We start from the raw sequence: 12208 nt of genomic DNA, 5'->3' as shown, positions 1-12208 counted from the left end.
CGCACGCGGGGAGAGGTGAACAACTCAATCCACGAACACCACGGTCTTGCGGCCGTTGAGGATGACGCGATCGTCGAGATGGTAGCGGATCGCGCGGGCGAGCACGCGGCGCTCGATGTCGCGGCCCTTGCGGACGAGATCCTCGGGCGTGTCGCGATGGCTGATGCGCTCGACGTCCTGGTCGATGATCGGACCCTCGTCGAGATCGCGCGTGACGTAATGCGCGGTGGCGCCGATCAGCTTCACCCCGCGCTCATGAGCCTGGTGATAGGGCTTTGCGCCCTTGAATCCCGGCAGAAATGAATGGTGGATGTTGATGCATCGCCCCGACAGCTTTGCCGACAGATCATCCGACAGGATCTGCATGTAGCGGGCGAGCACGACGAGATCGGTCTTCGTGTTGCCGACGAGGTCCATGATCTGGTCCTCCTGCTCGCGCTTGGTCTCCTTGGTAACAGGCAGATGGTGGAACGGGATGCCGCCGAAATCCAGTCCGCCATAGACCTCGCGCGGGTGATTGGAGACGATCGCAGTCAGCGTCATCGGCAATTCGCCGGTACGCCAGCGATAGAGGATGTCGACCAGGCAGTGATCCGACTTCGACACCAGCAGCATCACCTTGCGATGCGCGGCGCGGTCGCGCATCTGCCAGTCCATGCCGAACCGCTCGGCGATCGCCGCAAAGCCGGTCTGCAGCGCCGACAGTTCCACGGCAAGATCGGCCGCGGTGAACACCACGCGCATGAAGAACTTCTTGGTCTCGATGTCGTCGAACTGCTGGGCATCGAGGATGTTCTGTCCGTTGTGGGCAAGGAAGGTCGAGACCGCCGAGACGATGCCGGGGCGATCCGGACAGGACAGGGTCAGGACATATTGATGATCGGGCATGTTGATGAACGGACTTGGCTCTGATGAAGGTTTGGGCAGCGGAACTGTTCGCGATTTGCGCCTGCTCTAGCACCGACGCTGGCCTTGCGCCAATCCCGAGCGCAGAGTCAGGATGAACGGACGATTGCGATTGAATGACCGGAGTACGCCCATGGCCGACCGTCTGAACGGCACCCGCATCCTGATCCTGGAGACACGCGAGGAGGCGCAGTTCTCAAAACTTCTGGCCGAACAAGGCGCCGAGGTCGTGCAATGCCCGATGTTTACCATTCACGATGCGCCGGACCCGGCCCCGGTCGAGGCCTGGATCCGCCGCGCCATCGACAAGCCCCTCGATGATCTCGTGCTGATGACCGGCGAAGGCCTGCGGCGGATCATGAAGCTGGCCCGCGCCCGCGGGCTTGACGCCGCCCTTGTCGCGGCGCTGGCCAAGACGCGGACATTCACCCGTGGCCCAAAGCCGGGCAAGGCACTGCGCGAGATCGGTCTGGAGGCGCAGCAGACGACGGAGAAGCCCACCACCGAGGGCGTGATCGAGATGCTGGGCAAGCTCGACCTTCAGGGACGGCGCCTCGGCCTGCAGCTCTATCCGGACAAGGACCACAGCGAGCTGACCGGCGCGCTCGCCGCGCAAGGCGCGGCGGTCGATACCGTGCTGCCCTATGTCTACGATTCCAGGGCCGCGGATGCCAACATCGTCACCGCGATCGACGACATGGCCGCGGGACGGATCGATGCTCTCGCGCTGACCAATCTCGGCCAGGTCCGCCGCCTGATCGAGGCAGCGAAGACGAATGGCAGCGAGGCCAAGCTGCGCGCCGGCCTCGAACGAACCCTGATTGCGTCGGTCGGCCCGGCCGTGTCAGGCGAGCTCGCCGCGCACGGCCTGCGCACCGACGTCTCGCCGGCGGACGAAGCCTATTTCATGCGGCCGCTGATTTCGGCGATGGCCACGGCGCTGGCAGAGCGGAAGCCGGCAACGACCAGGTAAGAGCTGAGCGCGGGAGCGGCATGCGGCGGCTCTGATTGACACGTGCGCCCTCGGCCCTACGGTGCCGGAAATGAAAAGAAACCACACGGGCCAGGGAATCGCCGTGACACGCGCCATCGCGCCTTGAGCACAACCGCACGACCTTCTGCGCTGGCGCCATTCCGCATCCGCAACTATCGCTTCCAGTGGCCGTCCGACCTGCTCACCTCCTGGGCGTTCGAGGTCGAGACGCTGGTGCTCGGCTGGTACATCCTGGTCGAGACCGGCTCGGTGCTGCTGCTCACCGTGCTTGCCTCTCTCCAATTCGTCGGGACGCTGGTCGCGCCGGTGTTCGGCATGATCGGCGACCGGATGGGCCATCGCGATCTTCTGGTCGTGATGCGCCTTGCCTATACGGTGCTGTCGTCGACCATCATGGTTCTGGCGCTGACCGGTCATCTGTCGCCGCTGAACGTCATGATCATCGTCGCGATCATGGGCCTGATTCGCCCCTCGGATCTCGGTGTCCGTGGCGCGCTGCTCGCCGAGATCATGCCGGCCGAGCAGCTGGTGGGCGCCATCAGCGTTGCGCGCACGACCCAGGACAGCGCCCGCATCGCCGGGGCGTTGACGGGCGCCGGGCTGTTTGCGCTCCTCGGCATTGGCTTCGTCTATGTGGCGATCGCCTGTCTCTACTTCGTGGCCGCGCTTCTCATGCTCTGCCTGACCCGGCCGAAAAGGATCGTCACCACGAGCGACCTTCCCGCGGACAGCCGCGCCATTTCGCGATTGTTCGGCGACCTCAAGGAGGGGATCGTCTACGCCTGGAACGGCCCGGGAATGCGCGCTGCGCTGTGCGTCGCCTTTCTGGCCAATCTCACCGCCTTTCCTTTCACGGGCGGACTACTCCCCTATATCGCGCGCGAAATCTTTCAGACCGACCAGACCGGCCTCGGCTATCTCTCGGCGAGCTTCGCCGTCGGCTCGCTCATCGGCTCGATCACACTCAGCCTCGTCAGCGGCGTGCGGATCGCCCGGCTTCTGATCGGCGCGACGCTGGCCTGGTACGCCATGCTGCTGGTGTTCGTCGAGATCAGGACCATGCCGGTGGCGATGGCCTGCCTCGTTCTCGCCGGGATCGCGCAGAGCATGTCGATGATCTCGGCGGCCGTGATCCTGATGCGCACGGCAAGCGCGCATCTGCGCGGCCGTGTCATGGGCGTGCGCATGATGGTGATCTATGGCCTGCCGATCGGATTGCTTGCCGCCGGCAGCCTGATCGACGTGATCGGCTATTCCGCAACCGGCTCGCTTTATGCCGCCTCGGGGATCATCGCGATGCTGGCGATCGCGATCCGCTGGCGCGCCGACCTCTGGCCGGCGCACGCACCCGCCAATGCGCGCTGACGGCTACTCTTAATCCCCGTATCCGCGCAGCCGCTCGACATTGAGGATGGTGACGCCGCCATATTCCAGCCGCAGCAGGCCCTCCTTCTCCAGCCGGTTCAGCGCGCGGTTGGCGTTCTGGCGGGACATGCCCGAGAGCGCGCCGATCTCCTCCTGGGTGATCTCCAGATGCGCGGTCGATTCCGGGTAGAGGACCGGGTTGAACAGCGAGGCGATGCTGCGGGCAAGGCGCGCGGTGGCATCCAGCGTGCGGTTGACCTCGAGCATGCCGATGAACTGGCCGAGCCGCTCATTGAGCTGACGCACCAGAAAGCGGTTGAAGCCGACGCTGTTCTCGAACAGCCACATGAAGGCGCTGCGTTCCATCAGGGCGACGCGGCTGTCGCGCAGCGCCACCACGTCATAGCGGCGCGGCTCGTTCTTGAGCACGCTGCCCTCGCCGAACCAGGCTCCCGCCGTCAGCCCGGCCAGGCTGGTCTCCTTGCCGTCCCTGGAGACCCCGCCCATGCGGGCAAGACCGCCCACCATGCCAGCCCAATAGGCGAAAATGTCGCCGCGCATGAACACGGTCTCGCCGGTGCCGTATGACCGCTCCGTGATTCCGGCGCGCGCGACCTCGATCTCCGCTTGCGTGAGCTCGCGCGACCAGGCGGCGACGCGCTTCAGATGATCTTCTGAAATCATGATCTCGCCGCCAGCCGCACCGTTTGGTCGCTCCGCCTTCTGCTGCAATGCAACATGATGATTTCGGCCGCCATCCGACGAAAGATGAAGGCCACTGTCGCCCGGCAAACTTTGTCGCAGAATTGTCAGCCGGGAGACATTTCAAAATAGCGCTTTCCCCTATTGAGGACCACCTCGGGTGATGCGGCTTTTGATCCCAAACGGGAACGAGAGTGGTGCGGCTCCGGTCGAGACCATCTGCTGCATGGCCTCACCAGCACCGCCGTACTAGGATCGCCCGACAGAACGGACGAAGAGCGCCGCTAAAAAGCGCCATCACCGGGAGGGTTTCGTTTGGTGGCTACCAGTCTTGAAGTGCGCGGCGTGTCCTTGCGATTCGGCGGCGTCCGAGCGCTGACCGACGTCGGCTTCGCCATCAGAGAGGGCGAGCTGTTCTCGATCATCGGGCCCAACGGCGCCGGCAAGACCTCGATCGTGAACTGTATTTCCGGTCGCTACAAGCCGACCGAAGGCCATCTTTTCTACCGGGGCCGCGACATCACCGGCCTCACTCCGAATGCGCGGGCCTCGCTCGGTATCGGCCGCACCTTCCAGAATCTCGCACTGTTCCACCATATGAGCGTGCTCGACAACATCATGGTCGGGCGTCATCACCTGCTGAAGAACAATTTCCTCACGGGCTCGCTGTACTGGCTCACCGGCGCGCGCAAGGAGGAGCTCGAGCACCGCCGCAAAGTCGAGGAAATCATCGACTTCCTCGACCTGCAATCGGTGCGGAAAGCGCAAGCCGGCACCCTTTCCTACGGCCTGCGCAAGCGCGTGGAGCTCGCCCGCGCCATGGCGCTGGAGCCGCGCCTCATTCTCCTCGACGAGCCGATGGCCGGCATGAACTTCGAGGAGAAGGAGGACATGGCTCGCTACATCGTCGACCTCAACGAGGAGTTCGGGATGACGGTGGTGATGATCGAGCACGACATGGGCGTGGTGATGGACATCTCCCATCGCGTCATGGTGCTTGATTTCGGCAAGAAGATCGCCGAGGGCGATCCGGCGACCGTGCTCGCCGATCCCCATGTCAGGCGCGCCTATCTTGGTGAAGAAGACGAGGTGCTGGTCGATCCCGACGATGCACCGCCGGCGCAGGAGAGCGCGGCATGATGGATTACGCGGGCCGCGTCGCGCAGGCCGATACCTATCCGAAGATGCTCCGGCTCAACGCCAAGGAGCATGGCAACGAGATCGCCTTGCGCGAGAAGGATCTCGGGCTCTGGCGGCTGTTCACCTGGAACGACTACCAGACACGCGTGCGCGACTTCGCGCTCGGTCTTCTCGAAATGGGCCTCGGCCGCGGCGATGTCGTCGGCATCATCGGCGACAACAGGCCGGACTGGGTGGCGGCGGAGGTGGCAACGCACGCCATTGGCGGCCTCAGCCTCGGACTTTATCGCGACGTGCTCGACGAGGAGGCCTCCTATCTGCTCAACTATGGCGAGGCGCGGCTTGTCTTCGCCGAGGACGAGGAGCAGGTCGACAAGCTGCTCACCCTCGCCGAGCGCGCACCGAAGCTGAAGCACATCATCTATTCCGATCCACGCGGGATGCGGAAATACGACGACCCCAGGCTGATGTCGGCGGAGGCGTTCGCCGAACTCGGCCGCGCACGTGCGGCGCGGGAGCCGGAGCTTTACGACAGGCTGGTCGATGCCACCAAGGGTGAGGACGTCGCGATCCTCTGCACCACATCGGGCACCACGTCCCATCCCAAGCTCGCGATGCTGGCCGCCGGCCGCGTGCTCGGCCACTGCGCGACCTATCTCGCCTTCGACCCCAAGGGGCCGGACGACGAATACGTTTCGGTGCTGCCGCTGCCGTGGATCATGGAGCAGGTCTACGTGCTCGGCAAAGGCCTGCTGTGCCGGATGAAGATCAACTTCGTCGAAGAGCCGGAAACGATGATGAACGATCTGCGGGAAATCGCGCCGACGTTCGTGCTGTTCGCGCCCCGCGTCTGGGAATCCATCGCCGCCGACGTCCGCGCCAAGGTGATGGACGCCACCCCCTTCAAGCAGCGCCTGTTCGACGTCGGTATGAAGACCGGCCTCGCCGCGCTCGAACAGGGCAAGCGCTCGGGCTATGCCGACGCGATCCTGTTCCGCGCGCTCCGCGACCGCCTGGGCTTTACCCGCCTGCGCTCGGCTGCGACGGGCGGCGCGGCGCTGGGCCCGGAGACCTTCAAGTTCTTCCAGGCCATGGGCGTGCCGCTGCGCACGCTGTACGGCCAGACCGAGCTGCTCGGCGCCTACACGCTGCACCCCGAGGGCAAGGTCGATCCTGACACCACCGGCGTACCGATGTCCGACAAGGTCGAGATCCGCATCGACAATGCCGACGTCCACGGCGTCGGCGAGATCGTGGTGCGCCACCCCAACATGTTCCTCGGCTATTACAAGAATCCCGAGGCCAGCGTCGCCGACATCAGGGACGGCTGGATGCTGTCGGGCGATGCCGGCTATTTCAACGCCAACCAGCAGCTTGTCGTCATCGACCGCATCAAGGACCTCGCCGAGACCTCGCGCGGCGAGCGCTTCTCGCCGCAGTTCATCGAGAACAAGCTGAAATTCTCCCCCTATATCGCCGAAGCCGTGGTGCTCGGCGCCGGCCGCGATGCGCTCGCGGCGATGATCTGCATCCGCTACTCCATCATCTCGAAATGGGCGGAGAAGAACCGCCTCTCCTTCACCACATATAGCGACCTCGCCTCGCGGCCTGAGGTCTACAAGCTGCTGCAGAAGGAAGTCGAGACAGTCAACGCCACGCTGCCGCCGGCCCAGCGCATCTCGCGCTTCCTGCTGCTCTACAAGGAGTTAGACGCCGACGACGGCGAGCTCACCCGCACGAGAAAGGTGCGCCGTAGCGTCATCAACGAGAAATACGCCGGGATCATCGACGCGATCTACCGCGGCGATGCCGACATCCCCGTCGACACCGTGATCCGCTTCCAGGACGGCACCACGCAAAGGGTGCGCACGACGCTCCGCGTGGTGGATCTGGGAGTGCACGGGCATATGGCGGAGGCGGCGGAGTGAAACAAAAGGTCGTCATGCGCCGGCTTGACCCGCGCATCCATCCTCTCCCGAACAATGAGCTTTCCACATCGATGGATTGCCGGGTCAAGCCCGGCAGTGACGAGCTGGGTCAACCAATATGAACACTGCCTTCCTCATCCAGCTCCTGGTCAACGGCCTCGTGGTCGGCACGCTCTATGGCGTGGTCGCGATGTCGTTCGTGCTGATCTACAAGGCGACGCAGGTCGTCAATTTCGCGCAAGGCGAGCTGCTGCTGGTCGGCGCCTGGGTGTGCTGGGCATTGCTGGCGAAATACCAGGTGCCGTTCTGGATCGGCATGCCGATGACGCTGGTGTTCATGTTCGTGTTCGGCATCGCGATCCAGGTGCTCATCCTGCGCCCGATGATCGGCGAGCCCATCATTTCCGTGATCATGGTGACGATCGGCCTCTCCACCGTGCTGCAGGCGACGCTGAAATGGATGTTCGGCGTCAATCCGCAGCCGTTCCCGCGCGTGTTCGAGAGCCAGTCGGTCAGCCTGCTCGGTCTCCAGATCCAGACCGTCTACGTCATGAGCCTCGTGGTCTCGGTCGCCATGATGATCGGCATGGCTTGGTTCTTCCGCGCCTCCAAATACGGCCTTGCGATGCGCGCCACCGCGTTCAACCAGCAGGTCGCGCAATCGCTCGGCATTTCCGTGAAAAGCGTGTTTGCGATGGCCTGGGCGATCTCGGCCACGGTCTCGGCGGTCGCGGGCGTCGTGGTCGCGGTGGTGAACGGCGTCTCCTCGGGTCTTGCCGCCTACGGCATCAAGGTGTTCCCGGCGGCGATCCTCGGCGGTCTCGATTCCGTCGGCGGCGCCGTGCTCGGCGGCATCATCATCGGGCTGCTGGAGAACATCGCGCAATATGTCGACAGCGAGTATCTGCACTGGGGCAATCTCTACGAGATCGCGCCGTTCTACGTCCTCATCATCGTGCTGATGATCAAGCCCTACGGGCTGTTCGGCACCCATGACATCGAGCGGATCTGACCCATGGCCGGCCCTGCCCTCATTCCTGCTGGTGATTTCCGCACCTCTTATGCGGCGGACACCACGATCTTTCCGACCACGACCAGCCGCAACTTTGCGATCGCCGGCGTGCTCGCGCTGTGCCTCGTGCCGCAATTCCTTGGCGGCTACTGGCTCAGCATCCTGATCCAGATCGGCATCTTCTCGATCGCCGCGCTCGGCCTCAACATCCTGGTCGGCTTCACCGGCCAGATCTCGATCGGGCACGCCGCGTTCTTCCTGCTCGGCGCTTTCACCTCGGCCTACATCTCCAACAATGCGCCGATCCCCGTATTCTTCGCGATCCCGCTCGCGGGCGTCGTCACCGCGCTGGTCGGCCTGATCTTCGGCATCCCGGCGGCGCGGCTGAAGGGGCTGTACCTCGTCATCGCGACGCTGGCCGCGCAATATATTCTGCTCGACTTCTTCTCCCGCGCCGAGTGGTTCACGGGCGGCTCGGTGCCGGCGAGCGCAAACCCGTTCTCGATCTTCGGCTACACCCTGCGCGGCGACAAACAATATTTCTACGTCGTGCTGGCCTATGTGCTCTTGAGCTACATCCTCGTCACCAATCTGATGCGCACCCGCGACGGCCGCGCGCTGGTGGCGATCCGCGACCATTATCTCTCCGCCGAGATCATGGGCATCAACCTGACCAAATACCGCACGCTGTCGTTCGGGCTCGCCGCCTTCTTCGCCGGCATCGCCGGCGCGCTCTACGCGCATTACCAACTCGTGGTCTCCCAGGAAGGTTTCGGCATCGAGCGCTCGATCCTGTTCCTGGCCATGATCATCATCGGCGGCACCGGCTCGATCATGGGCACGCTGATGGGCACCGCCTTCGTGGTGCTGCTGCCGGAGTCCATGGAATTCATCAGCCTGTATCTGAAGGGCGGCGCGATCGACAAGGCGCTGTCGCTCAACACCAACATCACCTTCCTGCGCGAGATCGCGATCGGGGTGATCATCATCGCATTCCTGATGTTCGAACCCGACGGGCTCGCGCATCGCTGGCGGCAGATCAAAGCGTACTGGAAACTCTACCCGTTCTCGCATTGAGCGCGGGCAACTTCACTTAAACAATAAGCAGGAGGACCCGACCCATGACGATGAAATCCCTTTTGAGCACCGCATCGCTCGCCATCGCGATCGCCGCATACTCGGCCGGCGCGCAGGCGCAGATCGCGATCGGGCACCTCGCCGACTATTCCGGCGGCACCTCCGACGTCGGCACGCCCTATGGCCAGGCCGTCGCCGACACCTTCGCCTGGGTCAACAAGAACGGCGGCGCCGGCGGCAAGCAGCTCAACGTCGACACCAACGACTATGGCTACCAGGTGCCGCGCGCGATCGCGCTCTACAAGAAGTGGTCGGCGCCGGACAGCAAGGTCGCCGCGATCATGGGCTGGGGCACCGCCGACACCGAGGCGCTGACCGGCTTCCTCGCCCAGGACAAGATCCCCGACATGTCCGGCTCCTATGCCGCCGCCCTCACCGATCCCGAAGGCGTCAGCGGCAAGGCCAAGCCCGCTCCTTACAATTTCTTTTACGGTCCGAGCTATTCGGACTCGTTGCGCGCGATGCTGATGTGGGCGGCCGAAGACTGGAAGGCCAAGGGCAAGTCCGGCAAGCCGAAATTCGTGCACATGGGCGCCAACCATCCCTATCCGAACGCGCCGAAAGCCGCCGGTGAAGCGATGGCGCAGGAGCTCGGCTTCGAGGTGCTGCCGCCGCTGGTGTTCGCGCTCGCGCCGGGCGACTACAGCGCGCAATGCCTCAGCCTGAAATCCTCGGGCGCCAACTACGCCTATCTCGGCAACACCGCCGCCTCGAACATCTCGGTGATGAAGGCCTGCAAGACCGCCGGCGTCGAGATCCAGTTCATGGGCAATGTCTGGGGCATGGACGAGAACGCCGCCAAGACGGCCGGAGATGCCGCCAACGGCGTGATCTTCCCCTTGCGCACCGCGGTGAGCTGGGGCGGCGATGCGCCCGGCATGAAGACGGTGATGGAGATCTCGAAGATGTCCGACCCGACCGGCAAGGTTTATCGTCCGGTGCACTACGTCGCCGCCGTCTGTTCGGCGCTGTACATGAAGGAAGCGATCGACTGGGCTGCCAAGAACGGCGGCGCCACCGGAGACAACGTCGCCAAGGGCTTTTACCAGAAGAAGGACTGGGTGCCGGCCGGAATGGAAGGCGTCTGCAATCCCTCGACCTGGACCGACAAGGACCATCGCGGCACGCTGAAGGTCGATCTCTATCGCACCAAGATCTCGGGCGCGACCGACGGCGACCTCAACGATCTCATGGCCAAGGGCACGATCAAGCTCGAGAAGGTCAAGACCGTCGAGCTGCCGCGCAAGCCGGAATTGCTGGGCTGGTAACGCAAACTCGGACGTCATGGCCGGGCTTGTCCCGGCCATCCACGTCTGAGCTCACGGCACGAAGTACGTGGATGCCCGGGACAAGCCCGGGCATGACGATCGTATCAAATTGGCGGCACACGACATGACCGACACTCTCGAAGCATCCCGCACCAAGCCGACCGCCGTAGTACCCGCCCCTCTCCTCGCCGTGCGCAACATCGAGGTCGTCTATGACGACGTCATCCTGGTGCTGCGCGGCCTCAGCCTGGAGGTGCCCAAGGGCGCAATCGTGGCGCTGCTGGGCGCAAACGGCGCGGGCAAATCGACGACGCTGAAGGCGATCTCGGGGTTGCTCAAGACTGAGGACGGCGAGGTCACGCGCGGCGAAATCGTGTTCGAGAACCAACGGATCAACGGCATCGACCCCGACAAGATCGTCCGCCGAGGCATCTTCCAGGTGATGGAGGGCCGGCGCATCGTCGCCGACATGACGTCGCTGGAGAACCTCAAGCTCGGTGCCTTCACCCGCAGGGACCGCGAGGTCGATGCCGACCTCGATATGGTCTTCACCTATTTCCCGCGCCTGAAGGAGCGTACGGGTTTGGCCGGCTATCTCTCCGGCGGCGAGCAGCAGATGCTCGCGATCGGCCGCGCGCTGATGGCGCGCCCGAAGATGATCCTGATGGACGAGCCGTCGATGGGCCTGTCGCCGCTGCTGGTGAAAGAGGTGTTCGCGATCATCCAGAAGATCAACCGCGACCTCGGCGTCACCATCCTGCTGGTCGAGCAGAACGCGCGCGCCGCGCTGTCGGTGGCGAGCCACGGCTACATCATGGAGCAGGGCAAGGTCGTGCTCGACGGCACCGCCGACGAGTTGCGCGACAACGAGGACGTCAAGGAATTCTACCTCGGCGGCGCCGGCGACCAGCGCAAGAGCTTCAAGAACCTCAAGAGCTTCAAGCGGCGCAAGCGCTGGCTCTAATTCTCAGCCGAGGACCTGGTCAGCTTCCGTGACCGCGCAGAGAACATGATAGAACGACGACGCAGGAATGGTGTCGACCAGCGATTTGCCGTCGCGATCGAACTGGTCGTACCAGCCACCCCGCACGGGATGGCTGAGATAATGCCGTTCCAGCCGCACCAACGCCGTCCGCGCCTCGTCGGCCGCGCCGGCCTCGCCGGACTCGGCCTGCGCGATCCACGCCTTCGCGACCTCGGTCTGCGGCCACAGCCGCCGCGTGCTGCGGCGGATGTTTCCGCTGTCATCTCCCTCGTCGATCAGGCAGCCCGTGGCCTCGTCGCGATAGCGCAGCGCGGTCGCCAGCAGTTCAGCGCGCCGCTGTCCGGTCGGACAGCCCGTGATGCGTTCGAACCCCTTCAGCAGCCAGACCCATTCCGCCTGGTGGCCCGGCTCGACGCTGACCGGCTCGATCTTGGACCAGTCCTCCTCGAAATACTCCGTCAGGATGCGCTTCTGCTTGTCGTAGAGATTGGCCAGGAACAGCGCGAAGAATTCGCCGGCACGGTTCTGGAACGACAGATCGTGAGTCGCCTCGAAGCACGCGATCATCGCCTCGAACAGATGCATGTGCGGGTTCTGCCGGCGCGGCAGCGAGACCGGAAGGCCTTCGTGCACGCCCCCGTGCGGCGAGCGCAGGTGGCCGTCGAGGAAAGCGAGCAGCGCGTCGATCTCGGCACGAACCTGCGCGTCCTGGTCGAGCGCATAGACGGTGGCGAGCGCGAACAGGATGAAGGCGTGGTCATAGGCGTCGCG

Annotated in this window: 11 protein-coding genes; 8 read left to right on the top strand and 3 right to left on the bottom strand. The window is 64.3% G+C overall.

The genetic code is table 11. The annotated features are described in order from the left end of the window. Positions 1-24: 24 nt before the first annotated feature. On the bottom strand, positions 25-888 hold the full coding sequence (gene purU, locus SE92_RS33890) for a formyltetrahydrofolate deformylase (RefSeq protein WP_063203095.1): 864 nt from the start codon (positions 886-888) through the stop codon (positions 25-27). Between the two features lie 151 nt (positions 889-1039). Here purU and SE92_RS33885 point away from each other — a divergent pair, with 151 nt between their 5' ends. Further along, positions 1040-1879 (top strand): uroporphyrinogen-III synthase, encoded by an 840-nt coding sequence (locus SE92_RS33885; RefSeq protein WP_063203093.1) that lies wholly within the window; start codon positions 1040-1042, stop codon positions 1877-1879. 123 nt (positions 1880-2002) lie between these two features. Further along, on the top strand, positions 2003-3265 hold the full coding sequence (locus SE92_RS33880; protein WP_063203092.1) for an MFS transporter: 1263 nt from the start codon (positions 2003-2005) through the stop codon (positions 3263-3265). 9 nt (positions 3266-3274) lie between these two features. On the opposite strand, the gene SE92_RS33875 is transcribed toward SE92_RS33880, so the two are convergent. Then, positions 3275-3949, bottom strand: coding sequence for a Crp/Fnr family transcriptional regulator (locus SE92_RS33875; protein ID WP_063203908.1), 675 nt, complete (start codon positions 3947-3949; stop codon positions 3275-3277). 336 nt (positions 3950-4285) lie between these two features. Between SE92_RS33875 and SE92_RS33870 the strand changes: the two genes are divergently transcribed. The 6 genes from SE92_RS33870 (at position 4286) to SE92_RS33845 (ending at position 11416) form a co-directional block, all read left to right on the top strand. Next, positions 4286-5107 carry an ABC transporter ATP-binding protein gene (locus tag SE92_RS33870; RefSeq protein WP_063203907.1) on the top strand — a complete coding sequence of 274 codons (822 nt, stop codon included), beginning with the start codon at positions 4286-4288 and terminating at the stop codon, positions 5105-5107. Continuing rightward, complete coding sequence (locus SE92_RS33865; protein WP_063203090.1) at positions 5104-7035, top strand: long-chain fatty acid--CoA ligase; 1932 nt, start codon at positions 5104-5106, stop codon at positions 7033-7035. The genes SE92_RS33870 and SE92_RS33865 overlap by 4 nt, the downstream gene beginning before the upstream one ends. Before the next feature lie 118 nt (positions 7036-7153). Further along, the gene (locus SE92_RS33860; protein ID WP_014493866.1) at positions 7154-8047 is read left to right on the top strand and encodes a branched-chain amino acid ABC transporter permease; all 894 of its coding nucleotides are present in this window, start codon (positions 7154-7156) and stop codon (positions 8045-8047) included. A 3-nt stretch (positions 8048-8050) separates the two neighbouring features. Next, entirely contained in the window at positions 8051-9124 is a 1074-nt protein-coding gene (locus SE92_RS33855) for a branched-chain amino acid ABC transporter permease (RefSeq protein WP_063203088.1), read from the top strand. 44 nt (positions 9125-9168) lie between these two features. Continuing rightward, positions 9169-10452, top strand: a complete 1284-nt coding sequence (locus tag SE92_RS33850; protein WP_063203086.1) for an ABC transporter substrate-binding protein — start codon at positions 9169-9171, stop codon at positions 10450-10452. Between the two features lie 124 nt (positions 10453-10576). Continuing rightward, the gene (locus SE92_RS33845) at positions 10577-11416 is read left to right on the top strand and encodes an ABC transporter ATP-binding protein (protein ID WP_063203906.1); all 840 of its coding nucleotides are present in this window, start codon (positions 10577-10579) and stop codon (positions 11414-11416) included. Between the two features lie 3 nt (positions 11417-11419). Here the strand turns inward: SE92_RS33845 and SE92_RS33840 are convergent. Then, the coding region (locus SE92_RS33840) for an AGE family epimerase/isomerase (RefSeq protein ID WP_063203084.1) at positions 11420-12208 on the bottom strand (789 nt) is incomplete at its 5' end.

This window comes from Bradyrhizobium sp. AT1, from assembly GCF_001590795.1.
In the GTDB taxonomy this organism is placed as follows: Bacteria; Pseudomonadota; Alphaproteobacteria; order Rhizobiales; family Xanthobacteraceae; genus Bradyrhizobium.
Note: the sequence above shows the minus strand (reverse complement) of the source record. Positions and strands in the feature narration are given on the sequence as shown.

Excerpts from the sequence above, each read along its gene's own strand:
- purU (WP_063203095.1), bottom strand. The coding sequence starts at position 888 with ATGCCCGATCATCAATATGTCCTGACCCTGTCCTGTCCGGATCGCCCC.
- SE92_RS33885 (WP_063203093.1), top strand. The coding sequence starts at position 1,040 with ATGGCCGACCGTCTGAACGGCACCCGCATCCTGATCCTGGAGACACGC.
- SE92_RS33875 (WP_063203908.1), bottom strand. The coding sequence starts at position 3,949 with ATGATTTCAGAAGATCATCTGAAGCGCGTCGCCGCCTGGTCGCGCGAG.
- SE92_RS33865 (WP_063203090.1), top strand. The coding sequence starts at position 5,104 with ATGATGGATTACGCGGGCCGCGTCGCGCAGGCCGATACCTATCCGAAG.
- SE92_RS33860 (WP_014493866.1), top strand. The coding sequence starts at position 7,154 with ATGAACACTGCCTTCCTCATCCAGCTCCTGGTCAACGGCCTCGTGGTC.
- SE92_RS33855 (WP_063203088.1), top strand. The coding sequence starts at position 8,051 with ATGGCCGGCCCTGCCCTCATTCCTGCTGGTGATTTCCGCACCTCTTAT.
- SE92_RS33850 (WP_063203086.1), top strand. The coding sequence starts at position 9,169 with ATGACGATGAAATCCCTTTTGAGCACCGCATCGCTCGCCATCGCGATC.
- SE92_RS33845 (WP_063203906.1), top strand. The coding sequence starts at position 10,577 with ATGACCGACACTCTCGAAGCATCCCGCACCAAGCCGACCGCCGTAGTA.